The 25274-nt window shown below is 71.6% G+C and carries 25 protein-coding genes; 10 read left to right on the forward strand and 15 right to left on the reverse strand.

Annotated features, from left to right (window positions below; genetic code table 11):
* Positions 1-90: 90 nt before the first annotated feature.
* Both AC4IJH_RS03355 and AC4IJH_RS03360 read right to left on the reverse strand, forming a co-directional pair.
* Entirely contained in the window at positions 91-672 is a 582-nt protein-coding gene (locus AC4IJH_RS03355) for a TetR/AcrR family transcriptional regulator (protein ID WP_490849941.1), read from the reverse strand.
* A gap of 46 nt (positions 673-718) precedes the next feature.
* Positions 719-1111, reverse strand: a complete 393-nt coding sequence (locus tag AC4IJH_RS03360; protein WP_490849942.1) for an MmcQ/YjbR family DNA-binding protein — start codon at positions 1109-1111, stop codon at positions 719-721.
* 156 nt (positions 1112-1267) lie between these two features.
* On the opposite strand from AC4IJH_RS03360, the gene AC4IJH_RS03365 reads away from it, so the two are divergent.
* On the forward strand, positions 1268-2629 hold the full coding sequence (locus AC4IJH_RS03365; protein ID WP_490849943.1) for a cryptochrome/photolyase family protein: 1362 nt from the start codon (positions 1268-1270) through the stop codon (positions 2627-2629).
* 96 nt (positions 2630-2725) lie between these two features.
* Here the strand turns inward: AC4IJH_RS03365 and AC4IJH_RS03370 are convergent, their stop codons facing one another.
* The 10 genes from AC4IJH_RS03370 to AC4IJH_RS03415 all read right to left on the reverse strand — a co-directional run bounded on the left by AC4IJH_RS03370 (position 2726) and on the right by AC4IJH_RS03415 (position 12833).
* Entirely contained in the window at positions 2726-3238 is a 513-nt protein-coding gene (locus tag AC4IJH_RS03370) for a GNAT family N-acetyltransferase (protein ID WP_490849944.1), read from the reverse strand.
* Between the two features lie 175 nt (positions 3239-3413).
* Entirely contained in the window at positions 3414-4136 is a 723-nt protein-coding gene (locus AC4IJH_RS03375) for a hypothetical protein (RefSeq protein WP_490849945.1), read from the reverse strand.
* A 349-nt stretch (positions 4137-4485) separates the two neighbouring features.
* Positions 4486-5949: a catalase gene (locus AC4IJH_RS03380; RefSeq protein ID WP_490849946.1), complete on the reverse strand. Its 1464-nt coding sequence runs from the start codon at positions 5947-5949 to the stop codon at positions 4486-4488.
* 182 nt (positions 5950-6131) lie between these two features.
* Positions 6132-7046, reverse strand: a complete 915-nt coding sequence (locus AC4IJH_RS03385; protein ID WP_490849947.1) for a 2-hydroxy-3-oxopropionate reductase — start codon at positions 7044-7046, stop codon at positions 6132-6134.
* Positions 7047-7090: 44 nt separating this feature from the next.
* A complete protein-coding gene (locus tag AC4IJH_RS03390) occupies positions 7091-7930 on the reverse strand; it encodes a TIM barrel protein (RefSeq protein WP_490849948.1) in 840 nt (279 codons plus the stop codon).
* A gap of 231 nt (positions 7931-8161) precedes the next feature.
* Complete coding sequence (locus tag AC4IJH_RS03395) at positions 8162-9298, reverse strand: mandelate racemase/muconate lactonizing enzyme family protein (protein WP_490849949.1); 1137 nt, start codon at positions 9296-9298, stop codon at positions 8162-8164.
* The gene (locus AC4IJH_RS03400; protein ID WP_490849950.1) at positions 9295-10026 is read right to left on the reverse strand and encodes a thiamine pyrophosphate-dependent enzyme; all 732 of its coding nucleotides are present in this window, start codon (positions 10024-10026) and stop codon (positions 9295-9297) included. Before AC4IJH_RS03400 ends, AC4IJH_RS03395 begins: the two co-directional genes overlap by 4 nt.
* Position 10027: 1 nt before the next feature.
* Entirely contained in the window at positions 10028-10570 is a 543-nt protein-coding gene (locus AC4IJH_RS03405; protein WP_490849951.1) for a hypothetical protein, read from the reverse strand.
* Between the two features lie 130 nt (positions 10571-10700).
* On the reverse strand, positions 10701-11408 hold the full coding sequence (locus AC4IJH_RS03410) for a GntR family transcriptional regulator (RefSeq protein ID WP_490849952.1): 708 nt from the start codon (positions 11406-11408) through the stop codon (positions 10701-10703).
* Between the two features lie 96 nt (positions 11409-11504).
* Positions 11505-12833, reverse strand: coding sequence for an MFS transporter (locus AC4IJH_RS03415; protein WP_490849953.1), 1329 nt, complete (start codon positions 12831-12833; stop codon positions 11505-11507).
* 227 nt (positions 12834-13060) lie between these two features.
* Between AC4IJH_RS03415 and AC4IJH_RS03420 the strand changes: the two genes are divergently transcribed.
* The 8 genes from AC4IJH_RS03420 (at position 13061) to AC4IJH_RS03455 (ending at position 20380) form a co-directional block, all read left to right on the forward strand.
* Positions 13061-13324, forward strand: a complete 264-nt coding sequence (locus AC4IJH_RS03420) for a YkoF family thiamine-binding protein (protein ID WP_490849954.1) — start codon at positions 13061-13063, stop codon at positions 13322-13324.
* A complete protein-coding gene (locus AC4IJH_RS03425; RefSeq protein WP_490849955.1) occupies positions 13321-13698 on the forward strand; it encodes a helix-turn-helix domain-containing protein in 378 nt (125 codons plus the stop codon). The genes AC4IJH_RS03420 and AC4IJH_RS03425 overlap by 4 nt, the downstream gene beginning before the upstream one ends.
* Positions 13699-13944: 246 nt before the next feature.
* Positions 13945-14457, forward strand: coding sequence for a 2-oxo-4-hydroxy-4-carboxy-5-ureidoimidazoline decarboxylase (gene uraD, locus AC4IJH_RS03430; RefSeq protein ID WP_490849956.1), 513 nt, complete (start codon positions 13945-13947; stop codon positions 14455-14457).
* The gene (uraH, locus tag AC4IJH_RS03435; protein ID WP_490849957.1) at positions 14454-14843 is read left to right on the forward strand and encodes a hydroxyisourate hydrolase; all 390 of its coding nucleotides are present in this window, start codon (positions 14454-14456) and stop codon (positions 14841-14843) included. Before uraD ends, uraH begins: the two co-directional genes overlap by 4 nt.
* Positions 14844-14850: 7 nt before the next feature.
* Positions 14851-15783: a factor-independent urate hydroxylase gene (gene pucL, locus AC4IJH_RS03440; protein ID WP_490849958.1), complete on the forward strand. Its 933-nt coding sequence runs from the start codon at positions 14851-14853 to the stop codon at positions 15781-15783.
* 86 nt (positions 15784-15869) lie between these two features.
* Positions 15870-17252 carry a nucleobase:cation symporter-2 family protein gene (locus AC4IJH_RS03445; protein WP_490849959.1) on the forward strand — a complete coding sequence of 461 codons (1383 nt, stop codon included), beginning with the start codon at positions 15870-15872 and terminating at the stop codon, positions 17250-17252.
* Between the two features lie 46 nt (positions 17253-17298).
* The gene (locus AC4IJH_RS03450; RefSeq protein WP_490849960.1) at positions 17299-18696 is read left to right on the forward strand and encodes an 8-oxoguanine deaminase; all 1398 of its coding nucleotides are present in this window, start codon (positions 17299-17301) and stop codon (positions 18694-18696) included.
* A gap of 271 nt (positions 18697-18967) precedes the next feature.
* Complete coding sequence (locus tag AC4IJH_RS03455; RefSeq protein WP_490849961.1) at positions 18968-20380, forward strand: nucleobase:cation symporter-2 family protein; 1413 nt, start codon at positions 18968-18970, stop codon at positions 20378-20380.
* 44 nt (positions 20381-20424) lie between these two features.
* Here the strand turns inward: AC4IJH_RS03455 and AC4IJH_RS03460 are convergent, their stop codons facing one another.
* On the reverse strand, positions 20425-21360 hold the full coding sequence (locus AC4IJH_RS03460; protein ID WP_490849962.1) for a chitosanase: 936 nt from the start codon (positions 21358-21360) through the stop codon (positions 20425-20427).
* Between the two features lie 237 nt (positions 21361-21597).
* Between AC4IJH_RS03460 and AC4IJH_RS03465 the strand changes: the two genes are divergently transcribed.
* Positions 21598-23301 (forward strand): peroxidase family protein, encoded by a 1704-nt coding sequence (locus tag AC4IJH_RS03465; RefSeq protein ID WP_490849963.1) that lies wholly within the window; start codon positions 21598-21600, stop codon positions 23299-23301.
* Positions 23302-23384: 83 nt separating this feature from the next.
* On the opposite strand, the gene AC4IJH_RS03470 is transcribed toward AC4IJH_RS03465, so the two are convergent.
* Positions 23385-24236 carry a GNAT family N-acetyltransferase gene (locus tag AC4IJH_RS03470; RefSeq protein WP_490849964.1) on the reverse strand — a complete coding sequence of 284 codons (852 nt, stop codon included), beginning with the start codon at positions 24234-24236 and terminating at the stop codon, positions 23385-23387.
* Positions 24237-24612: 376 nt separating this feature from the next.
* Positions 24613-25173: a TetR/AcrR family transcriptional regulator gene (locus AC4IJH_RS03475; protein WP_490849965.1), complete on the reverse strand. Its 561-nt coding sequence runs from the start codon at positions 25171-25173 to the stop codon at positions 24613-24615.
* Positions 25174-25274: the final 101 nt, after the last annotated feature.

The raw sequence follows: 25274 nt of genomic DNA on the forward strand, positions 1-25274 counted from the left end.
GCCGTACGGCAGGTTGAGGAAACGGACATCTATTTAGAATGGCCGTTCAAGAAAATGGGCAGGCGAAAGGGTCGGGCGGGGAAGGGGCCGTCAGTCGAGCAGCGCCAGGGCCTGCTCGACCGTGGCGTCCAGATAGCGCCGCGGCTCCGGAGTCTTGGCGATCACCTTCAGGCCCTGCAGCACGGTGACCAGGAAGCGGGCCAGGCTGTACGGGTCCTTGCCGGCGGCCAGTTCGCCCTGGGCCTGGGCCCGTACGAGCGCGCCGGCGATGCCCGTCTCCAGGGCGGCCAGCGAGGCCTCCACCCGCCGCCCGGCGCCGGTGTCCTCCGGCAGCCGTTCCACGGCGGTGTTGGTCATCAGGCAGCCCTTGCGGTCCAGGTCCTCCAGGGCGGTACGGGCGTATCTGCGGACCAGGTCGCCCACCGCGGGCAGCACCGGGCCCGGTTGGCCGAGCAGGCGCAGCAGCTCGCCCTCGTTGTCCTCGCGGTAGCGGTCCACCGCGCTCAGATACAGCTGGTGCTTGTCGCCGAAGGTCGCGTAGATGCTGCCCCTGTTGATGCCGAGGTGATCCACGAGGTCCTGCATGGACGTGGCCGCGTAGCCCTTGCGCCAGAACAGGTCCAGCGCGGAGCGCAGTGCCGCGTCCGGGTCGAACTCCTTCACTCTGCCCATGCGTCGACCCTAAGCGACCGCTGGCCGAATTTTCAAGAATGGGCGTTCAAGAATCTGCTCGGGAACCGCGCTCGCCCGGCCAGTCCAGCAGCAGCCGCTGGGCGCGCGGCAGTGACGCCACGATCAGGTCGTAGGAGTCCTCGACCATGTCCAGGACGAGCCGGTCGGGCAGGGTGCCGTCGAGGGTGACGGTGTTCCAGTGGCGCTTGTTGAGGTGGTAGCCCGGCACGATCTGGGGGTGCGCGGCGCGCAGCCGCAGGGCGATCTCCGGGTCGCACTTCAGGCTCACCGTGAGCGGTACGGCCTCCAGGGTGCTCAGCGCGAAGATCTTCCCGCCGACCTTGAAGGTGCACACCTCCGAGTGGCGGGGAAAGGGGTACTCCTCGACCGCCCCGTTGAATTCGAGGCAGCGGGCCCTGAGCGTCTGCGCGTCGATCATGGCGGACATTATGGCGGTGCCCACTGACACCCGGCGTTTTCCGGTACGGCGCCCCGGATTGCCCCTTGGGGGCGCGGCTCGGCCGCCTCCCACCTCCCAGCCGCCCCACCTGATGAAATTCCGGTGACCCGTACGACGCCTGACAGAAGGGGCGCCATGAGTGTCTCGATCGCGCTGTTCACCGCCGACCTGCGGGTGCACGACAACCCGGTCCTGCGGGCCGCGCTGGCGGCCGCCGAGGAGGTGGTGCCGCTGTTCGTCATGGACGACGGGGTGCGCGCGGCCGGCTTCGACGCCCCCAACCGCCGCGCCTTCCTGGCGGACTGCCTGGCCGACCTCGACGCGGCGCTGCGCGAACGAGGCGGGCGCCTGGTGCTGCGCAGCGGCGAGGTCGTCGAGGAGGTGCTGGGCATGGCGGCGCGCACCGGCGCCCAGGAGGTGCACCTCGCCGGCGGCGCCAGCGGCTACGCACAGCGCCGCGAGGACCGGCTGCGCAGGGCGCTGGAGGCCGCCGGCCGCCGCCTGCGCGTGCACGACACGGTGAGCACCGCGCTCGCGCCGGGCGCGGTGACCCCGGCGGGCAGCGACCACTACGCGGTCTTCACCCCCTACTTCCGGCGCTGGAGCGCCGAGCGGCTGCGCGATGTGCTGCGCGCGCCCAGGGCCGTACGCGTACCCGAGCGGGCCCACTCGCAGGACCTGCCGCGCCGGGCGGCGGTGGCGGGCGTCTCACCCGGCCTGGCGCGCGGCGGTGAGCGCGCGGCCCGCCGCCGCTTCACCGCCTGGCGCACCAGCGGACTGCCCCAATACCCCGATCTCCACGACGACTTGGCGGCCGACGCGACCTCCCGCCTCTCGCCCCACCTGCACTTCGGCACGCTCTCCCCGGTCGAACTGGCCACCCGGGCCCGTGCGGCGGGCGGACCGGGCGCGGAGGCCTTCGTACGGCAGCTGGCCTGGCGGGACTTCCACCACCAGGTGCTGGCCGCCCGCCCCTCGGCGGCACACCGCGACTACCGCACCCGCGGCGACCGCTGGCGCCACGACGAGCGGGAGATCGCCGCCTGGCGCGCGGGCCGGACCGGCTATCCGCTGGTGGACGCGGCCATGCGGCAGCTCGCCCACGAGGGCTGGATGCACAACCGCGGCCGGATGCTGACCGCGAGCTTCCTGACCAAGACGCTGTACGCCGACTGGCGCACCGGAGCCGCGCACTTCCTGTCCCTGCTGGTCGACGGCGACATCGCCGACAACCAGCTCAACTGGCAGTGGATGGCGGGCACCGGCACCGACACCCGCCCCAACCGCGTCCTGAACCCCCTCACCCAGTCCACCCGCCTCGACCCCCACGGCACCTACATCCGCCGCTGGCTCCCCGAACTCGCCACCGTCCCCACCCCCGCCATCCACCGCCCCTGGACCCTCCCCGCCTCCACCCACCTCGACTACCCGCCCCCCATCGTCACCCTCCCGGATGCCCTCGCCCGCTTCCGCCGGGCCCGGGGACTGGAGGACTGACCCGCCCTGAGCCGGCCGCGCCCCGAAGGGGGCGCGGGGAACTGCGCGGTCAGCCCCCACCGGCCCGCGGTTTCCCTGCCGCACCCGGCGAAGCGCTCACGCGGCCGCCCGTCGCATGCACACCCGCGGCCACCGGTCCAGGCCGTGCGCCGCCTCCTGCTCGCGGATGCGGCGCAGCCCCGGCGTGAGGGCGGAGTCGGGCAGCGGGAAGAAGCCGAGGCGGGCGTAGTACGGGGCGTTCCAGGGGACTTCGGCGAAGGTGGTCAGGGTCAGGGCCGTGCCCGGCGGGCTCGCCGCCGCGGCGCGGTCGATCAGCGCGCGGCCCAGACCGCGATGTGCGGCGTCGGGATGGACGGAGACCTGCTCGATGTGGGTGCAGCCGTCGACGGGTGCGCACAGCAGATAGGCGACGGGACGGTCCGTGGCGGCATCCGCCGCCACCAGCGCCCGCCCCGCTTGCCGATAGGCAGCCAGCTCCTGGAGCGAGGGCGGTTCGTCGTCGGCGATCTGCGCCATCCCGATACCCCGGAAGGCCTCGCCCGCCGCGCGCTCGATGGCGCGCAGCGCAGGCAGATCGTCGGGTGTCGCGGTACGGAAGTGGTGGTCCATACCGCGATCCTCGCCCGCTCAGGGGGCGCCGGGCAGCCGATTTTCCACGGCGTCGGCGTAGGCGCGGGCCACCTCGGCGGCGGGGGTGCCCTCGGCGGGGTCCCTGCCGAGGGCCTGGAGGGTTTCGGTGATCCAGCCGGGCCCGGTGATCTGTCCGACGGCCGGGAGGGTGTCGTTACGGTGCTCCCCGGGCGATCAGTTCGTCCGCAGGGTCGTTGACCGGCTGGGGAGTGCCGGTGAGGTCCATGACGAACAGCGGTATGTGCAGGGTGTCGGAGCGGGCCCGTGCGTCGCGGGCGTAACCGGCCAGGGAGAAGCAGACCGCGAGAGCCGATTCGTTGAGGCCGTTGAGCCAGAGGCACTCGATCTCGCGGAGTTTGGTGGGGCGAGTGGTGGGGTCGACCTGGGCCACCACTCCTGGACCGCGCAGGTCGACGCCGGAGGAGCCGCGCTCCAGGGGCCGTACGACATCGTCGAAGCCGAGCCATTTCAGGTACTGGGCGGCGGCGCTGATGCAGTCCCGGGCGGTGCGGATGGTCACCGGGCGGAAGGCCGGCCGCAGTATGGGGTGCTGGGGCTCGGGGGCGGGCGCGGCCAGGCCGCCGTGCGCGGGGAGGTTGGGCGGCGGCGGGGTCGGTACGGGCACCACGGGCACGCGGACCACCGTCCCGCACACACAGCCCAGTTCGGGCGCCGGCCACTCGTCCTGGCGCTTGCACACATCGCAGCGCACCTCCACCCACGCCCCCTGCCAGGTGCGGTGCACGATTTCGACGGGGGCGGCGCCACGGAGCACCGGGAGGGTCAGCGGGGCGCCACACGCACACGGGAACGTGGGCGGGGTGAAGGCGTTCTCGCGGCGGCATGTCGGGCATCGCACCGGCACGCTGTCGGCCATGGTCGGCTCCTGAGCGGTAGGTCCGCAGCCGGAGCGGGATCGGCTGCTGCCGTCCATGTTCTCTCCAACGCGAGGCGTTGGGGGGAGATTCGACGCAGAGAACCCGCCTGTTGCAGGACCGTGGCATTGAGGGCCTTCGGGCCGCGTCCGCTGCAGGAACGTACCGTCCCGGGTGAGTCAGGCGGGCTCCGCGGCGGGGAGGCGGACCGCCCTTCCCTTCCGGGCGGACACTGCCACCGCACCGGCATCTCCCCTGGGCGCCGCGGAGCGCCGCACTGCCTCTCCGTGCCGGCCGGTCACCCCTCAGTGGGCCGGCCGGTACGGACGCGCGAGGTGAACTGACCTCCCGTCAGTCCTCGCGCAGCTCGCGGACCTTGGACTCCACGCGCGTGCCGTACTCCGGGTCGGCGGCGTGGAAGTGGGCGAGGTTCTTCTCGATCACATCGTCGCGGCTGACCTGGGCCAGGCCGCCGGCGATGTTGGCCACCAGGCGCTGCTTCTCCTCCTGGGACATCAGCCGGTAGAGCTCACCGGCCTGGAAGAAGTCGTCGTCCTTGGTGTGCGCGGGGGCCTCGTGGGTGCCGGCGTGGCCGGTGACCGCGAGCGGGGCGGACAGCGCCCGGCCGGTCTGGGCGGGGCCGTCATAGGAGTTGGGCTCGTAGTTCTTGGCGTGCCGGTCGTAGGCGTTGGTGGCCATCAGGCCGTCGCGGCCGTAGTTGGCGGCGCCGCCGGTCACGCCCTTGGGCGCGTTGACCGCCAGCTGGGTGTGGTTGACGCCCAGGCGGTAGCGGTGCGCGTCGGCGTAGGCGAACAGCCGGCCCTGGAGCATCTTGTCCGGGGACGGGCCGATGCCCGGCACGAAGTTGTTCGGCGAGAACGCGGACTGTTCGACCTCGGCGAACACGTTGTCGGGGTTGCGGTCCAGGACCAGGCGGCCCACCCGCTGCAGCGGGTAGTCGCTGTGCGGCCACACCTTCGTCAGGTCGAACGGGTTGAAGCGGTAGTTCGCCGCGTCCGCCGCCGGCATCACCTGCACATGCAGCGTCCAGGACGGGTAGACCCCGCGCTCGATGGACTGCAGCAGGTCGGTCTGGTGGCTGTTGGGGTCCTTGCCCGCCAGCTCCGCGCCCTGCTCGCTGCTCAGGCAGCGGATGCCCTGGTTGGTCTTGAAGTGGTACTTGACGAAGAAGGCCTCGCCCGCCTCGTTGGTCCACTGGTAGGTGTGCGAGCCGTAGCCGTTCATGTGGCGGTAGGAGGCCGGTATGCCGCGGTCGCCCATCAGCCAGGTGACCTGGTGGGTGGCCTCGGGCGCGTGCGCCCAGAAGTCCCAGACGTTGTCCGGCTCCTGCTTACCGGTGAAGGGGTCGCGCTTTTGCGAGTGGATGAAGTCGGGGAACTTCAGCGGGTCCTTGATGAAGAACACCGGGGTGTTGTTGCCGACGAGGTCGTAATTGCCCTGCTCCGTATAGAACTTGACGGCGAAGCCGCGCGGGTCGCGGGCCGCGTCCGGGCCGCCGAGGTTGTCCGCCACCGTCGAGAAGCGGATGAACAGCTCGGTGCGGCGGCCGACTTCACCCAGGAAGTGGGCGCTGGTGTACGCGGAAACGTCGTCGGTCACCTCGAAGTAGCCGTACGCGCCCGAGCCACGGGCGTGCACCACCCGCTCCGGGATCCGCTCGCGGTTGAAGCGCGCGAGCTTCTCCAGGAGGTGCTGGTCCTGGAGGAGGAGCGGGCCGCCGACGCCGGCGGAGGCGGAGTTCTGGTTGTCGGCGACGGGGGCGCCGGACTCGGTGGTAAGCACGCGCTGCGTCATGGTGGCGGAGGTGACCTTCCGTACTGGAGCTGCTGGCGGTGCGAGGAGCGTAGATTCGCCCCGAACGCAACGTCAACAGTTTGTTGAAAGAGAAGTGTGGGTTCCGGGCCGCGGCGGCGCCTGGGCGCGACAGGACAGGTGTCGGCAACCGCCGCAGCCCGGAGTTCAAGGAGCCCTGCGGCTCAGATCTGCGCCCCCGAGAGGCGCTCCACGGCCCGCAGCAGGGCGGAGTGGTCCAGGCCGCCGTCGCCCTGGGCGCGCAGCGAGGCGACCAGTTGGGCGACCACGGCGCCGACCGGGAGGGCCGCGCCGACATTGCGGGCGGCGTCGGTGACGATGCCCATGTCCTTGTGGTGCAGGTCGATACGGAAGCCCGGCGCGAAGTCGCGCTGGAGGAAGTTGTCCTTCTTGCGGGTCAGCACGGTCGATCCGGCGAGCCCGCCGTTGAGGACCTCCAGGGCGGCGGCGAGGTCCACGCCGGACTTCTCCAGGAAGACCACGGCCTCGGCGCAGGCCTGGATGTTGACCGCGACGATCAGCTGGTTGGCGGCCTTGACCGTCTGGCCCGAGCCGTGCGGGCCGCACCGCACGATCGTCTTGCCCAGGGCCTCCAGTAGCGGCCGGGCGGCGTCGAAGTCCTCGCGGTTGCCGCCGACCATGATGGACAGCACGGCCTCGATGGCACCGGCCTCGCCGCCGGAGACCGGGGCGTCCAGGACCCGTAGGCCCTTGTCGGCCGCGGCCTTCGCCAGGTCGACGGAGGTCTGCGGGGTGATGGAGGACATGTCGATGAGCAGGGCGCCGGAGCGCGCGTTGTCCAGGATGCCCTCGGGGCCGTACGCGATGGCTTCGACCTGCGGCGAGGCGGGCACCATGGTGATGATGACGTCCGCCTCGCGCACCGCCTCGGCGATGGAGGCGGCGGGGGTGCCGCCGGCGGCGGCCAGCCGGTCCAGCTTGTCCTGCTCCAGGGTGTATCCGGTGACCGGGTAGCCGGCCTTGATCAGGTTCTCGGCCATGGGCGAGCCCATGATGCCCAGCCCGATCCACGCGATCGCCGGGCGGGTCGGGCGGGAGGAGCCAGCGAGGTTGCTCATGCGGGTGCCTTTCCAACTGCTGTACTACGTCGGTGAGTTGCCGCTCAGCGGGCGGCGCGGGCCGCGGCCGGCAGCCAGTCGAAGGCCTGGTGGCTCGGGCGCTCGCCCGGCTTGTACTCCAGGCCGACGAAGCCGCCGTAGCCGGCCTTGCGCAGGCGGTCCAGGAGGTCTTCGAGGGGCAGGCTGCCGGTGCCGGGGGCGCCGCGGCCGGGGTTGTCGGCGATCTGTACGTGGCCGGTCCGCGCCGTGTAGGCGTCGATGACCTGCTCCAGGTCCTCGCCGTTCATGGACAGGTGGTACAGGTCCATCAGGAAGCGGGTGTTGTCCAGGCCGGTGGCCGCGTTGACCGCGTCCACCACCTCCACCGCCCGGGGGGCGCTGACGATCGGGCAGGCGGGCGACTCCGGGGCGTTGAGGGCCTCGATGAGCAGGGCTGCGCCGATGTCGTGGGCCGCGCGGGCGGCCAGCGTCAGGTTCTCCAGCGCCAGCGCGTCCTGGACGGACTCCTCGACGCCCGGTACGCGGTTGCCGTACAGCGCGTTGAGCGCCGTGCAGCCCAGTGAGCGGGCGAACTCCACCGCGACGGGGAGGTTCGCGCGGAACCGCTCGGACTCCTCGCCGGGGATGGACAGCGCGCCGCGGTCGGGGCCCGGCAGCTGCCCCGCGTAGAAGTTCAGCCCCACCAGGCGGGTGCCCGCGTCCTCCAACGCGCCGCGCAGCGCGTCCAGTTGGCCCTGTCCGGGCACCGGGGCGTCCACCCACGGCCACCACAGCTCCACCGCGTCGAACCCGGCGGCGGCGGCCGCTGCGGGCCGCTCCAGCAGCGGCAGCTCGGTGAACAGGATCGACAGATTGACGTTGAAGCGCGCGTCCGAGAAGCCCATGAGGCTCTGCGCTCCTTCCGTATTGCGGAACAAGATTTCTGCGTGATGGAAGACTGCCCGCGCTGTTCGAAGGCTGTCAAGGGGGTGCCGAGTTTCCGGGCGGGCGCGGGCCGGCCGGATGCCCGGAATGTCGGCGGTGCGTGGGTGAGGCGTGGCCGGATACGCGCGCGGCCCGCGGCACGGGACGGTCCGTGCCGCGGGCCACGGGGGCTCCCGGAGATACGGCGGGCCTCAGCCCGCGATCGCGTACTTCTCCACCGCCGCGCCGTCCAGCTCGATGCCCACGCCGGGCCGCTCGGGCAGCAGGACCTGGTTGTCGCGGCAGCGCATCCTGCTCGCCGGCGTCAGCAGGGCCTCGAAGGTGTAGATCCCCTTCTCGTGCGCGAAGAACTCCACCGCGAGGGCGTTGGGCACCGCCGCGGTGAGGTGCGCGTGCAGGTTGTGGTGCCAGTGCGGGGCCATGAGCAGCCCGAAGCCGTCCGCGGTGTGCGCCACCCGCAGCCACTCCGTGACCCCGCCCACCACCCCGGCGTCCGCCTGGAGCACGGCGGCCGCCCTCGCCTCGATCAGCGCGCGGAACTCCCAGCGGGTCTGGTGGATCTCGCCGGTGGCGACCGGGGTGCGTACGGAAGCGGCCAGCTCGCCGTGCCCGGCGATCGCCTCGGGCGACAGCGGCTCCTCGAACCACCACAGCGGTACGTCTCCGGCCGCGCGCTCGAACGCCTCGATGGCGCTGCGGGCCTCGTGCACCGGGCGGTAGGCGTTGTTGGCGTCCAGCGCGAGGCGGCCGCCCTCGCCGATGGCCTCGACGGCGGCCGCGACCCGCCGCGCGTCCTCGGCGACCGGCAGCCCGCCGACCTTGATCTTGTGATCGGTGAAGCCCTGGCTACGGTTGAGGGCGATCTCCGCGCGCACGGCCCGGCTCCACTCGCCGTCCTGCGCCCGGTAGTAGCCGCCCGAGGCGTACGCGGGCTGCGGCGCTGTGGAGCCGCCCAGCGTCACCGCCAGGGGCTGCCCCGCCCGCTTGGCCCGCAGGTCCCACAGCGCGATGTCCAGCGCGGACAGCGCCCGGATCACCGCGCCGCGCCGCCCGGCCAGCAGCGTCTCCTGATAGGCGCGGCTCCACAGCCCGACGGTGTTCTCCGCGTCCGCTCCCAGATACACCGGCGCGAGCAGGTCCTCGACGGCCGCCCTGGTCAGCGGCCCTGCGGTGGTGCCCGCGTAGGTGTAGCCCAGCCCCGTCTCCCCGCCGCGGCCGGTGACCTCGACGAGCACGAAGTGACGTACCGTCAATTCGCGGTTGGACATACGGGTCGGGCTCCCGACGGGGACGGCCACGGCGCGCGCCCGCACGGACCGGATGGTCACCAGGCGCCTCCTGCGGTCCGCGGCCCGGCGGTATCGATCCCTGGTCGGGCGGTGTCGGTCCCTGGCCTGGCGGCCCCGATCTCGGGCTTGGCGGCACTGTTCCCCGCCCTGGCGACGCCGCTCCCCGGCCTCACGGCCCCGCCCCCCGGCACCCGTACGCGGTTCGCCAGCCAGTCCTGGAAGCGGCGGCCGAGCACCACCGGATTCTCCAGCAGCTTGGGGATGCCCTCGGCATTGCCGGGGTCGATGCGAAGGTGCAGCAGCGTGGGGCCCGGCACGGTGCAGGCCACCGTGAACTCCCGCCGCAGCGCGGCGGGTTCGTCGGCGCGCAGCACATGCCAGCCGGCCGCCCCGGCCAGCTCGCCCAGGTCGATCCGGGTCGCCGCGTACGTCGGCAGATTCGCCGTCGAGCCGTAGACCCCGTTGTCCACCAGCGCGACCAGCAGCTTTCGCGGGCGCAGAAAGCCGCCGGTGGGCAGCACATTGGGGTTCATCAGCAGCGAGCCGTCGCCCTCGATCGCCACCACCGGCCCGACGGCGGAGTCGCCCAGGCCCAGCGCCAGCCCGGTCGCCACGGACCCGGCCAGGCCCATCGAGTCCAGCAGGTACAGGTGGTTCGGACGGTCCGCGACGGCGGCCAGCTCGCGGCTGGTGGCGGCGCAGGTCACCACGACCGGCAGGCCCGCGGTCAACTCGGCCAGTACGCGCAGCGCTTGGATGCGTTTCACCTCAGGCCGCCTTCCCGTCCGTACCCCAGAAGTGGCACAGCACCACGACCGGCCGGAACGTCATCCGGGCGTGCGCCCCGGCCTCGGCGACCACCGCCCGCCAGTCCTCGGGCGCGCTGCGGCGGTCCAGTGCGAAGACCGGCACCCCGACCCGCCCCAGCAGCTCGGGCACGTACTGGCACAGCGTGTGGATCATCGAGTTGTACTCGCCCAGGCCGCCCCGGGCGTTGGCGACGATCAGCAGCGGCAGCTGGTAGGCGAGGTTGAAGGTGGTCAGCGCGGTGAGCGCGTTGCCGAAGCCGTTGTCCTGCATGACCACCGCGCCGAAGCGGCCCGCCAGCGGCAGCGCGCCGAGCACGCCCATCGCCTCCTCCTCGCGGGAGAGCGGGAAGGTGCGCGGCGGCTCGGCCCCGCCCAGCGCGGTGATCACCGGCGCGACGCTGACGGAGGGGACGTACCCCACCATCTCGGCGCCGCAGTCGCGGATGCCGCGGGCGACCGAGGCGGCGTAGGAGGGGTGGGGCGAGCGGGGGAGTGTCGTCATCGGGAGCCCTTTCGGTCGGCAGGCCGCCCATCGCACGTAACGTATTACCCCCTTTGAGTGGCATGCAACAGTGCCGCACGCCTCGCTCCGGACGTGAAATGACGTGTAGGGAACGCGAGTTGACGGAGGGTCAGCCTGCCGGGACCGACAGTTCCAGCCACCGCCGCCACTCGGCGACCAGTGCGCGGTTGTCCCCGCTGCTGTGGGCCACGAGCAGATCCCCCGACCTGACCAGGTGCCTGCGCATCGCGCGCTCGGCGCCCACGCCGTCCCGCTCCCGCAGCGCCTCGATGATGTCGCGGTGGTCCTTGAGCGCGGTCTCGGGCGACTGGTGCCGCGGCACGCTGTGCCGGCTGTCCAGTTCGAGGGTCTGGCGCAGCTCGGCGACGAACTTCGCCAGCCGCGCGTTGCCGCCCGCCCGCATGATCAGCGAGTGCAGCCGCTCGTCGGCGGCGAAGTACGCGGGGCTGCCGTCGGCCAGCTCCTCCATGGTCCGGTACTCCGCGGCCAGCGCCTCGTCGTCCGCCGCCGTCATCACCGCGGCCGCGCTGCGGCAGGCGGGCGGCTCCAACAGCACGCGCAGACTGCACAGTTCGACGATGCCCCGGCCGTCGGGCCCCAGCACCCGCGCCCCGCGGTTGCGCTCGATGCGTACGAGACCGAGGTCGGCCAGCCGCAGCAGCGCCTCGCGCACCGGCGTACGGGAGGCGCCGAAGCGCTCGCCCAGCTCGCGGGAGGAGTAGAGCACGCCGCGCTCCAGACGGCCGCCGCGGATCGCGTCACGGATCTGCGCCGCGATCTGTTCGGCCTTGCTCTCGGCGCGCGGATCCTTGGTCACGACACTCCCCGTAGCGCTCTGCGTGACCGGCCGGGCGACGGAGAACAGCCCCGGCCCGTACGGTCATCGACCGGGTTTCGAGCATAACCGGTGCCCTCACGGCGGCTGGGCCCGCGCCCTGCGCCGTCCCGCCACCCACACGCCCGCCAGCACCGCCATGGCCACCGCGTTGGCGAGGATCATCACCGACATCGACAGGCCCACGTTGTGGCCGGTGGCGTCCTGGAGCCAGCCCACCGCGAAGGGGCTGACGAAACCCGCCGCGTTTCCCAGGGAGTTGATCAGGGCGATGCCGCTGGCCGCGCCGATCCCCGCCAGATACGCGGTGGGCAGCGGCCAGAACAGCGGCTTGGCGGCCTGTGCGGCCATCGTGGCGACGGTGATGGCGGCAAAAGCGGGGGCGGGGCTGTGCAGGCTGAACGCGGTGACGGTGAACGCCGCCACCGACACCGCCAGCGCGATCATCACCGGGCGCACCGAGCCCCCGCCGCCCACCAGCCGGCCCGCGAGGTACATCGCGGCCGCGGCCAGCAGGAAGGGCAGCGCCGTCAGCCAGCCGACCTGCACGCTGGTCAGGGCCGCGCCGACCTCCTTGATCACCGAAGGCATCCAGTACACCAGCGGGTAGGCGCCGCACTGGAGCAGGAAGTAGACCGCCGTCAGCGCCAGCACCCGGCCGTCGCGGAAGACCGCCCGGTGCCCGGCCGGGGCCTCGGCGCCGCGCTCGGCCTCCTCCCGCTCCAAGGTGGCCACCAGCCGGGCGCGCTCGGCCGCGTGGAGCCAGCGGGCGTCGGCCGGGCGCTCGGTCATCGTCACGAAGAAGACCGCGCCGAGCAGGACCGCGGGCAGCCCGCCGGTCAGGAAGATCCAGCGCCAGCCGTCCAGCCCGAGCAGGCCGTCGAAGGCGGTCAGGATCCAGCCGTTGAGCGGGCCGCCGACCACCCCGGCCAGCGGGATCGCCACCATCACCGTCGCGATCACGCGGGCCCGCTGCCGGTCGGGGTACCAGCGCGTGAGGTACAGCAGGATGCCGGGGAAGAACCCGGCCTCCGCCACGCCGAGCGCGAACCGCAGCCCGTACACCGTCTCCACGTTGGGCGCGAAGGCCATGGCCGCGGCGACCAGCCCCCAGGTGACCATGATCCGGCTCAGCCACAGGCGCGCGCCCACCTTCAGCAGCACCATGTTGCTGGGCACTTCGGCCAGTACGTACCCCACGAAGAAGATCCCCGCGGCGAACCCGTACTGGGACGCGCTCATGCCGAACTCCCGCTCCATGCCGAACTTCGCGAAGCCGATGTTGATGCGGTCCAGGTAGCTGACGATGTAGCCGAGCACCAGCAGCGGCACGATCCGCCGGGTCACCTTCGCCGCGGTACGGGCCTGCGGCGAGCTGTCGCGAAGGCGGCCGGTCGCACGGGCCATGGCGGTCTCCCGTCGTCGGGACGAGCGTCGGCAGGAACAAGGGAACAAGGGAACAAGGGAACAAGGCAGGAGCACGGCAGGAACGCCGGGTGGCGGACCACTGTGCGGCAGTGAGGTGCCAGCTTGACCGAGTAGCGTGCTACTGGTGGGAGGGCTTGGCAAGGGGTGTGCGCAGCCGGGCTGTCGAACCTGGTGAACTCCCAGGTCAGCGCGGCTACCTTGGGGGCATGGCGCGATTGAGAGTTGAGTTCACGACGGAACCGTTCGACCTGGACGAGGCCCCGCCGCACGCCGTGGTGGCGCGGGAGGTCGTCACGGGCGCGGGGCTGGACGCCGTCGACGTCGGCCCGTTCGGCAACACCGCCGAGGGTGACACGGACCGGGTGCTGGCGGCGGTGGAGTCCCTGCTGCGCCGGTCCCTGGACGCCGGTGCCACCCGGGTCTCCCTCCAGGTCAACGTGATCGCGGACGGGGAGGGGGAGCGCGGATGACCGAGCCCGCCGATCACCCCTTCGTCCAGGCGGTCAAGCCGCTGGTGGACGCCATGGGCGCGGAGCTGCTCGCGCCCGAGCTGGCGCGGGGGGACGATGTGGTGCTGGCCTGGGAGGGCCAGGACCGGGTGGCCGTACGGCTGCCGCATCTGTCCGACTCGCTGGACCACATCCTGGCCGAGCTGGAGCGGCGGCACGGGATGCCGCTGTCGGACCTGGAGCGCAAGACCAAGCAGGAAGTGGTGCGGATTCTGGAGGCACGCGGTGCCTTCTCCGTGCGGCACGGGGTGGAGACGGTCGCCGGGGCGCTCGGCGTGAGCCGCTTCACCGTCTACAACTACCTCAACCGCGAGACCGCGAAGGGCGATCAGTAGCGGGTGCGGTGCCCCCCTGCGGCGCTCGCTCGAGTCTTCCCGTGGCGCGCGCTCGACCCGTCGCCTCAAATCGGTACAAGCCGCCATTCGGTTCTCCCGGATGGCGGTTTTGCGTTGAGGATTCTTCAACAAAGTGTTGACGTGATGTTGCCGGAGGTCTTAGCTATTTCCAGCCAAGCAGCGCCCGATCGGCACCACCGAAGATCAGCGCCGTCTCGATCAGCACCAGGCCGCGGAGGCTTTCCCGTGTCTTCGATCCCGACGCCGGGGCTCGCCCGGTTCAACGCCGCCGACGACGATGCGGCCCGCGCCGCACTGCACGAGGTGTGCGCCAGTAAGGCGTGGGGGAGCAGGATGCTCGCCGAGCGCCCGTACGCCACCGCCGAGGCCCTGTGTGCCGCGAGCGACGCCGCCATGGCCGAGCTCACCGCACAGGACCTGGCCGAGGCCATGGCCGGGCACCCGCCCATCGGCCGGCCGAAGCCGGGGGACGCCACCTCCTCGCGCGAACAGCGCGGCATGGCCGGCGCCTCCGAGGCCCTCAAGACCGAGATGCTCGAGCTGAACCTGTCCTACCAGGACAGGTTCGGTCATGTCTTCCTGATCTGCGCCACCGGCCTGGCCGGCGAACAGATGCGTGACGCTCTCCGTAACCGGATCGACAACACGCCGGAACAGGAACGGGAGATCGTTCGTGGAGAGCTCGGCAAGATCAACCGCATCCGGCTGACCCGCCTCGCAGAAGGAGAGATGGCATGAGCGACGGGACGCACACCTCCGTGTCCACGCACATCCTGGACACTAGCGCGGGCCGCCCCGCCGAGGGCGTGGCCCTGACGCTGTCCGTGCGCTCCGGGCGCGAGAAGGGCTGGAGCGCCCACGGCGCCTCCAAGACGGACGCGGACGGGCGCTGCAAGGACCTGCCGGAGCTGCCGCAGGGCACCACGCACGTACGTCTCGACTTCGCGGTCGAGGAGTACTTCACCCACCAGCAAGCCGAGGAACAGCAGGACGCCCCCGCGCCACGGGACAGCGGAGCCTTCTTCCCGGAGGTGGCAATCACCTTTGCCGTCAAGCCGGGCGAGCACTATCACGTACCGCTGCTGCTCAACCCGTTCGGCTACTCCGTATACCGAGGGAGCTAGCAGACCTATGCCCACGATTCTCGGCCAGAACCAGTACGGGAAAGCAGAAAACCGCGTCGTAAAGATCACTCGGGACGGCGACACCCACCACATCAAGGACCTCAATGTCTCCGTCGCCCTCTCCGGTGACCTGGAGGAGGTCCACCTCTCCGGCTCCAATGCGCACTGCCTGCCCACCGATACGACCAAGAACACCGTGTACGCCTTCGCCAAGGAATACGGGATCGAATCGGCCGAGCAGTTCGGAATTCACCTGGCGCGCCATTTCGTCACCAGCCAGGAGCCGATCCACCGGGCCCGTATCCGTATCGAGGAATACGCTTGGGAGCGCATCGAGACCTCCGATGCCAACTCCCGGTTCATCGGCTCCGAGGAGGTCAAGCACTCCTTCGTCCGCAAGGGCCAGGAGACCCGCCTCACCCAGATCACCTACGACGGTGAGAAGTGGCAGGTCATCTCGGGGCTGAAGGACCTGGTCGTGATGAACTCCACCAACTCGGAGTTCTGGGGCTACATCAAGGACAAGTACACGACCCTGCAAGAGGCCTACGACCGCATCCTGGCCACCCAGGTATCGGGCCGCTGGCGCTTCAACTGGAGTGACGACGAGCAGCGGATGCCCAACTGGGAACGCTCCTACGCCCAGGTGAAGAAGCACCTGCTGCACGCCTTCGCGGAGACCTACAGCCTCTCCCTGCAGCAGACCCTGTACCAAATGGGCTCACGCATCATCAACAACCGCTCCGAGATCGACGAGGTGCGGTTCTCGCTCCCGAACAAGCACCATTTCCTGGTGGACATGGAGCCGTTCGGGCTGAAGAACGAGACGTCCGACGGGGCCGTCTACTACGCGGCGGACCGCCCGTACGGCCTCATCGAAGCCACCATTTTGCGCGACGGCGTCGAAGCCGAGATCCCGGTGGATCTGACGAACCTCTGACGGCTCACGACGCAACGCCGTGCCTCGCCGCCCCCTCTCACACCCGCAGTGGGGAGGGGGCCCGCGGATCCTGAGGGGAACGACCCATGGCACAGCAATCGCACCACAGGCACCACCGGAAACCCTCCGCACCGCCGGTCCACCCGGTGGACGAGAAGCCGGCCCCCAAGCGGCTCGTCCCCGCCGCCCTCCAGCACATCGCCGCCATGTACGCGGGTGTCGTCACCCCTCCGCTCATCATCGGCCAGGCCGTCGGCCTGGACGCCGTGGGCCAGACCCGGCTGATCGCCGCCAGCCTCCTGATCGCCGGGCTCGCCACCCTCCTGCAGACCCTGGGCATCCGCGGATTCGCGGGCAACCGGCTGCCGTTCGTCAACGCCGCCAGCTCCGCCGGGATCACCCCCATGCTCGCCATCGCGGAGAACACCGCCAAAGGGCACCAACTCCCCGCCATCTACGGTGCAGTTATGGTCGCCGGAGTCTTCTGCCTCGCCGTGGGCCCGTTCTTCGGCAGGCTGCTGCGCTTCTTCCCGCCCCTGGTCACCGGCGTGGTCATCACCCTGATCGGCGTCACGCTGATGCCCGTACCGGTGGGCTGGGCGCAGGGCGGCCACAAGGGCGCCGCCGACTTCGGCGACATGAAGTACCTGGCGCTGGCCGCCTTCACCCTCGTGGTCATCCTGCTCATCCAGCGCTTCGCCACCGGCTTCGTCAAGCAGATCGCGCTGCTGCTCGGGCTGGTCGTCGGGACGCTGGCCGCGCTGCCCTTCGGCATGGCCGACTTCGCCGCGCTGCGCCAGGCGCCCGTCGCGGCCCTGCCCACCCCCTTCGCCTTCGGCGCCCCCGAGTTCCAGCCCGCCGCGATCGTCTCGCTGTGCATCGTGATGCTGGTGCTGATGACCGAGTCCGCCGCCGGGATGCTGGCGCTGGGCGAGATCTGCGAGCGCGAGACCACCGGGCGCACCATCACCCGCGGTCTGCGCACCGACGGCATCGCCACCCTGATAGGGCCCGTCTTCGGCGGCTTTCCCACCAGCGCCTTCGCGCAGAACGTCGGCGTGGTCTCGCTGACGCGGATGCGCAGCCGCTATGTGGTGGCCGCGGCCGGCGGCGCGCTGATCGTGCTGGGCGCCTTCCCCGTACTGGGCGCGGTCGTCTCGCTCGTACCGATGCCCGTCCTCGGCGGCGCCGGCATCGTGCTGTTCGGCTCGATCGCGGTCAGCGGCATCCGTACGCTCGCGGAGGCCGGACTGGACGACAGCTCCAACATCATCCTGGTGGCCGTGTCGCTGGGCGCGGGCATCATCCCGCTCGCCGCCCCCACCTTCTACGAGGACTTCCCCGCCTGGGCGCAGACCGTGCTCGGCTCCGGCATCAGCGCGGGCGCGCTGGTCGCGGTCCTGCTCAACCTGTTCTTCCACCATCTCGGCACCCGCGGCCGTACGGTCGCGGCACTCAAATCCCCCTAGGGTCCTGCCGTGCCCGCATCATTTCCGGACGAAGAAGGAAGACCCCATGGCAGAAACGGCAGAAACGGCAGCAGCCCAGCGCATCGTCATCGAGAACTGTGCGATCGCCACCGTCGACGCCGACGGCACCGAGTACGCCTCGGGACATGTCGTCGTGGCGGGCCGTGTCATCGAGTCGGTGGGCGCGGGCAAGGCCCCCGAGGGCCTGGAGAACGTGGTCCGCAGGGTGGACGGTACGGGCCACCTCCTGACCCCCGGCCTGGTCAACACCCACCACCACTTCTACCAGTGGATCACCCGCGGCCTGGCCACCGACCACAACCTGTTCAACTGGCTGGTCGCGCTCTACCCGACCTGGTCGCGGATCGACGCCACCATGCTCGCCGCCGCCACCCAGGGCTCGCTCGCGATGATGGTCAAGGGCGGCGTGACCACCGCCAGCGACCACCACTACGTCTTCCCGCGGGGCTCCGGCGACCTGGTCGGCGCCGAACTCGCCGCCGTCGCCGAGATCGGCGCCCGTATCACGCTGGCCCGCGGCTCCATGGACCGCAGTGTCAAGGACGGCGGACTGCCCCCGGACTTCGCCGTGGAGAGCACCGAAGGCGCCCTCATCGCCACCGAAGAGGCCATCGACCGGTACCACGACGCCTCCTTCGGCTCCATGGTGCACATCGCCGCCGCGCCCTGCTCGCCGTTCTCCATCTCCACCGAACTCCTGCGCGAGGGCGCCCAGTTGGCCCGCCGCAAGGGCGTGCGCCTGCACACCCACGGCTCGGAGACGGTGGAGGAGGAGAAGTTCTGCCACGAGCTGTTCGGCATGGGCCCCACCGACTACTTCGAGTCCACCGGCTGGCTGGGCGAGGACGTGTGGATGGCGCACTGCGTCCACATGAACGACTCCGACATCGCCGCCTTCGCCCGTACGGGAACGGGCGTGGCGCACTGCCCGTCCTCCAACGCCCGCCTGGCCGCGGGCATCGCCCGCGTCCCCGACATGCTGGCGGCCGGCGTCCCGGTCGGCCTCGGTGTGGACGGCACCGCCTCCAACGAGTCCGGCGAACTGCACACCGAACTGCGCAACGCGCTGCTGATCAACCGCCTCGGCGCGCACCGCGAGGCCGCCCTGAATGCCCGTCAGGCGCTGCGCCTGGGTACCTTCGGCGGCGCCCAAGTCCTGGGCCGTACGCGGGAGATCGGCTCCATCGAGACCGGCAAGCTCGCCGACCTGGTGCTGTGGAAGCTGGACGGGCTGGGCCACTCCACCATCGCCGACCCGGTCACCGCGCTCGTCTTCGGCGCCGCCGCGCCGGTCACCCTGTCCCTGGTCAACGGCAGCCCGGTGGTCGAGGACGGCCACCTGACGAACGTGGACGAGGAGACCATCGCCCGCACCGCGCGCGCCGAGGCCCAGCGCCTGGCCCGTATCGCCGCCGAGGGCTGAGCCCCTTCCATGGCGTTACCCAGCAGACTCGGCCGGGAGGGACGGCTCCCGGCCGGGCTTGTGGACCCGAGCGGGGTCCACAAGCGCCGGACCCCGGGGGTGTGGGCACCAACCCACGCCCCCGGGCCGGTACTTGAGCACTCCTGCGCGCCACAAGCGCCGTGTGCGCACCGCCTGCTGCACCCCACGGCAGCACCGCACCACTTGGCACGACCTCCGTGACAGCCTCGTGACACCCCCTCGGTGACACAGAAATCGAAGGAGGCCCGCAGTGGCCGCACCCTCCACACCGAGTGCGCAGGGGGACCGGAAACACCCGGTCGACCAGACCCTTCCACCCCTGAAGATGTTCACCAGCGGCCTGCAGCACGTGGCCGCGATGTACGCGGGCGTGGTGGCCCCGCCGATGATCGTCGGACCGGCCTGCGGGCTGACCCCCGTGGAGACCGCCTTCCTGATGGGCGCCAGCCTCTTCACCGCGGGCATCGCCACCCTCCTGCAGACCATCGGCTTCTGGAAGGTCGGCGCCAAACTCCCCTTCGTCAACGGCGTTTCGTTCGCCGGAGTGACCCCTATGGTGGCCATCGGCAAGGCCGAGAGCCCCGAGAACGCCCTCCCCATCATCTTCGGCGCCGTCATCGTCGCCGGGGTCCTGGGCTTTGTGCTCGCCCCCTATTTCTCCAAGCTCGTACGCTTCTTCCCGCCGGTGGTCACCGGCACCGTCATCACCCTGATCGGCGTCTCGCTGCTCCCGGTGGCCTTCAACTGGTCCCAGGGCGGCAACAGCAAGGCGCCGGACTACGGATCGCTGACCAACATCGGCATGGCGGTGCTGACCTTCGCCATCGTCCTGGTCCTGCGGCGCGTACTGCGCGGCTTCCTGCGGCAGATCTCCATCCTGCTCGGGCTGGTCGCCGGCACCCTGGTCGCCGTGCCCGTCGGCATCACCGACTTCTCCGCGATCACCGAGGCGGACATCGTCGGCTTCCCGACGCCCTTCCACTTCGGCGCCCCGCAGTTCGAGATCGCCGCGATCATCTCCATGTGCATCGTGATGCTGGTGTGCATGACCGAGTCGACCGCCGACATGCTGGCCCTCGGCAAGATCGTGGGGCGGCCCGCGGATGAGCGCACCATCGAGGGCGGACTGCGCGCCGACTGCCTGGGCACCGCCATCAGCCCCGTCTTCAACGGCTTCGCCAACAGCGCCTTCGCCCAGAACATCGGCCTGGTCGCGATGACCAAGGTCCGCAGCCGCTTCGTCGTCGCCACCGGCGGCCTCATACTGATCGTGCTGGGCCTGTGCCCCGTCGCCGCCTCCGTCATCTCCCTGGTCCCGCTGCCCGTCCTCGGCGGCGCGGGCATCGTACTGTTCGGCTCGGTGGCCGCCAGCGGCATCCAGACCCTGGCCTCGGCCGCCATGGAGAAGGGCGAGAACGCGCTGATCGTCGCGGCCTCCATCGGCATCGGCCTGATCCCCATCGCCGCGCCGTCCTTCTACCACCACTTCCCCAAGGACCTGCTGGTCGTCCTGGACTCCGGCATCAGCACCGGCTGCCTGGTGGCCATCGTGCTCAACCTCGCCTTCAACCACCTGGGCCGCGACCGCGGCGAGCCACCGCTGGAGTCGGCGGGCCACCAGCCGGGCAGCGCCCCCGAGCCGACGGCCGCTCCGGCGCACTGACGGGGGCCGGCCGGGCCGGGTGCCCGGCCGGCACCGCGGGCGCGTCAGCCGATGTGGAAGCGCTGCCCGTACACCTTCCAGTCCAGCGGCGGGTTCAGGTCGAGGTTGCGCTTCTTGAGGAAGACCCGCTGGGCGGTGTCCACCCGGCTGGTGTCCTCGTGGGCCTCCTCCTGCTTCATCGCCCACACCCGCGCGTCCAGGAAGGCGTTGAGGTAGGTCACCTCGTCGCCGCCCTGGGCCGGCGGCTTGGCCTTGGCCAGCGCCCGCTGGCGGATGTTGGTGAAGCTGGTGCGATCGCTGCCGTCCCCGTGCATCACGATCGCGTCGTAGTACGCGAACTGGCCCAGCACACCGACCTTGTCGGCCTTGCCCCGCTTGACCGCGGGGTCGAAGTAGACCCGGTCCCGCTCGTCGTTCTGCGCCTGCTGGAAGACGGGGTCCTTGGCGGCCTTCTCCCAGTCCTTGGTGTAGTGGGGGTCCAGGCCCTCGTGCGAGTCGGAGCCGTTGACCTTGCGCAGCGCGGGCAGGTACTTCGCCAGGATGTTGCCGGGCTTGCGCTGGGCGTAGAGCTCCACCAGGTCCAGCATGTCGCCCGTACCGGAGCAGAAGCCGACGATGCCCGCGGTGTAGCCGCGGCCGTCCTTGATGTCCTCGATGTACTTGTACTGGTCCTTCCAGTTCAGGTCGGAGTTCTCGGCGCTGGAGACCAGCTTCATCGCGATCTCCTTCTTCGCCGGGTCGTCGAGCCCGGCCGCGGCGCGCACGGTGCCCGCGGCGGGCTGCGCCGGGGTGTCCTGGGCCGGGGTGTTCTGCGCCGGGGTGTTCTGCGCCGGGGTGTTCTGCGCCGGGGTGGGCTGGGTAGCAACGGCCGTTGCGGGCAGGGCCGTTGCCGGTACGGCGAGCCCGGCCACCACGGTCAGGGCCAGGGCGAGACGGGTGGCGGGCCTGCGTATGGCCGGGCCTTGCGATCGGGCAGGCATGGGTCCTCCAGCTAGGGAGTGGGCCGTGGGGGGTTCCCCAATCGTTAGGAAGCTTTCCTACCAGACGCAAGGGTTGACGTATACCCGTCAGGAGCAGGCAACCGCCTTACGGCACACGGCGTTTGACACTGTGAGGGAGTCCGTGCGGGGGCTCGGACCCCTCGGGGGACAGCAGCCGTGCGCCACAGGGGGACCGGCGGCGGCTTACGGGGGAAGCAGGAAAACGGGGGAACCACCATGCGCCGGCACCATCGTGAGAGCTTCTTCGTCGTCAACGACTGGCGGGTCCTGGAATCCGACGGGGAGCGCACCTCCCGGCGGATCCCGACCGTGGCGGAGCAGCAACTGAGCTTCCGCTTCTCCAGGTTGAGCCGGACCAAGGGCGTACAGATCAGCGCACGGCTGCGGGCCGACCTGGCCCGCGCCATGACCTCGGAGGCCGTCGGCCCCGCCCCGGACTCCGACGCGGACAAGGGCGGCGCCGTCCCGGCCGGTTACACCTACCTCGGCCAGTTCGTCGACCACGACCTGACCATGGACGCCACCCAGGTGGGCCTGGGCGATCCGGTCCCGGTGGAGGATCTCCTCCAGGGCCGCTCGCCGGCCCTCGACCTGGACTCGCTGTACGGCCTGGGGCCCGGCCACTCCAGCAGCCGCCCCTTCTACGAGCACGACGGCCGCCTGAAGGTCGGCGCCACGCTCGGCGTGCCCGTACCGCCGGACGTACCCGCCGCCAACAAGGACCAGGTGGGCTTCGACCTGCCGCGCGCGGGCGTCGGCGGCACCCGGGCCGAGCGGCGCGCGGCGCTCATCCCCGACGCCCGCAACGACGAGAACCTCGCCGTCGGCCAGCTCCACCTGGCGTTCATCCGCTTCCACAACCGGCTGCACCAGGAGCTGGCGCGCCGCGGCGTGCCCGCGCGGCTGCTGTTCCGCGCCACCCGCGAGCAGGTCGTCAAGCACTACCAGTGGATGCTGCGCACGGACTTCCTGCCGCGCATCGTGGACCCCGCGATCGTCGAGGACGTCTTCACCGAAGGCCGCCGCCACGTCCAGCCGGGCGCGGGCGGCCACGCCACCATGCCCATCGAATTCTCCGTCGCCGCCTACCGGCTGGGCCACAGCATGATCCGCGGCGAGTACCAGTGGAACCGCTTCTTCAACTCCCACGGCGGGCCCGGCGGCGCCGCCCGGCTCGGCGCGCTGTTCCGCTTCAGCGGCACCTCGGGCAACCTCTCACCCGGCCCCGACGACCTCGCGGACCTGGACGATGTCCACTCTGGCGACAACCTGCGCCTGCCCGGCAACTGGATCACCGACTACCGCCGGCTGTTCGACTTCGCGGCGGCCGGCCGCCCCGATCTGGCCGTACCCGCCGAGGACTTCAACCTCGCCAAGCGGCTGGACACCCGGCTCGTGGACCCGCTCGCCACGCTCCCCGCGGGCACCTTCGCGGGCCGCGGCCGCCCGGTGGCGCAGCCCATCCACCGCAATCTGGCCTTCCGCAACCTCACCCGCGCCGCGATGGTCGAGCTGGCCACCGGCCCCCAGATGGCCAAGGAGATGGACCTCGAACCGCTCACCGACGCGGAGATCCTGCGCGGCGACGGCAACGGCGCCACGCTGGACGGCCTGACCGCGGACCAGCGCACCGAACTGGCCACCCACACGCCGCTGTGGTTCTACGTACTGCGCGAGGCCGAGGTCAACCCGGCCCGCCCCGGCCGCCTCACCGGCGTCGGCGGCCGGCTCGTCGCCGAGGTCTTCCACCGGGCGATGGAGGGCAGCCTCCACTCCCTCGTGCGCGACCCCCAGTGGCGCCCCTGGCTGCCCTCCCGCCGCCCCGGCGTCTTCACCATGCCCGACCTGCTCCTGTACGCCTTCGAGGGCCGCGCGGACCTGCTCAACCCGATGGGGGAGGGGCCGTTGCTCAATCCGTGACGAGGGGGTCGGGAGGGCCAGGCCTGTCGTCAAAGTCCCGTCTGCCTGGCGGCGTCCGACAGACGGGACTTTGCCGACAGGTCCTAGGCCGTGCCCCCCGGCCGCCAGACATACGGCGTGGTCGTGGCCGACGCCACCAGCCCCAGCCGGTTCAGGATCGGCCGGCTGGTGTCCAGCGCGTCGACCTGTACGTACCGGAAGCCGCGCGCGACGGCCAGCGCGGCCCGGTGCGCGACCAAGGCGCGATACAGGCCCCGGCCGCGCCAGTTGGGGAGCGTGGAGCCGCCCCACAGGGAGGCGAAGTCCGTGCCCGTGTGGAAGCGGACCCAGGCGGCGCAGACCACCTCGTCCGCCAGCGACTCGGCGACGACCACCGTGCACGGGTCGCCGGGCCCCGAGACCCACTCCTGCATGGCGGGCGGCAGCCACCCGGCGTCCTCGCCCCAGACCGTCTCCGACAGCTCACGGATCCGCTCGAAGTCCGCCCGCCCGGTGACCTCGCGCAGCTTCACCCCCTCGGGCAGCGGCGGCTCGGCGCCCGGCTCGGCGGCGACCTCGGCCGCCTCACCGATCATGATGGTCTCGCGCTCGCCGGGGACGAATCCCGCCGCCCGCAGCCGCTCCGGCAGATCGGCGGGGCGGTCGTGCCCGTGGTACTTCCACTCCACCTCCTGTCCCAGGGCGGCGAAGTGATCGCGCTGGGCGGCGATGAAGGCATCCAGCGCGTCCCCCTCCAGGCCGCCCAGATCGCGGTACAGGACGATGCCGCCCTGCCCGCTCAGGCTGTGGCGCACCACGGGCCCGACCCGCTCGACGCCCTCCTGGCCGGGCGCGAAGCCGCGCCCCCGCATCTGTTCGTCGTACGCGATCCGGTACGCGGCGGCCCGCTTCGCCACCTCATCCGCCGACTGCGCCTTGCCGTCATGTGTGGTCATCTGCGTCACCCCACCACAGGCGGCCCCCGGCGGCCAGCGAATTCCGCCGGACGGGGTCGTGCCCTTTGTGAAGGGGCGCGGGGAACCGCGCGACCGGCCACGACGCGCCCGCAGCCCCACCGCTGCCCTTTCCGTCCGCACGCACAGCCCCTTCGAGCGGGCTCGTCGAAGTCCGCGGGCCTCCGGACCCCGTAGGGACGCGGGGCCATGAAGGCATGCGGCGCCGCCGTGCGGGCGCGGCTAGCCCCCACCGGCTCGCGTTGTCACGGTCGGTCTCCACCGGCTCGCGTTGTCACGGTCGGTCTCCACCGGCCCGCGTTGCCGCGGTCGGTCTCCATCGGCCCGCGTTGCCACCACTGCGCTCACCTCGGAGCGCTCAGCCCGCGCGCAGCAGTCCGTCCAGCAGCGCGCGGATGCCCGCCTCCGGTGCGAAGTCTTCCTCGGGGAAGGCGAGTTGGTGCAGGACCAGCCCGTCCAGATAGTCCAGCAGCATCGCGCAGTCCCGCTCCGGCGCGCCGGACCCGAAGCGGGCGATCCACTGCGTACCCCACGCGAGGACCGCCGCCCGCCCCCGGGCCAGCGGCGGACGCAGCTCCGGGCGGGCGGCGGACTCCAGGAAGAGTGCGAAGCGCGCGGCGGTACGGGCCCGGCCCGGCCCCAGCGAGTGGCGTACGAAACGGCCCATGGCGTCGGCCAGTTCACCGGCGTCGGCCGGGGCGGTGCGCTCGGCGAAGGACTCCCAGTCGCGGCGGTCCAGTGTCTGGAGGTGGTCCACGATGCCGTCGATGAGCGCGGCGCGGTTGCGGAAGTAGTTGGAGGTGGTGCCCGAGGGCACCTCCGCCGCGGCGTCGACGGCCTGGTACGTCAGGCGCCGCGCGCCCTCGGCCCCCAGCACCCCGATCGCCGCGTCCAGCACCTGATCCCGCCGCCGTGCCACCGTGCCCGTCCCTTCGCCCCGTTGTGCCGCTCGCCGCCCGTCCAGGTACCGCACTCTCCGGCGGACCGCCCGGCGCCCGAATACTACAAACATAGTACCGT

Source organism: Streptomyces sp. UF-297, assembly GCF_058245575.1.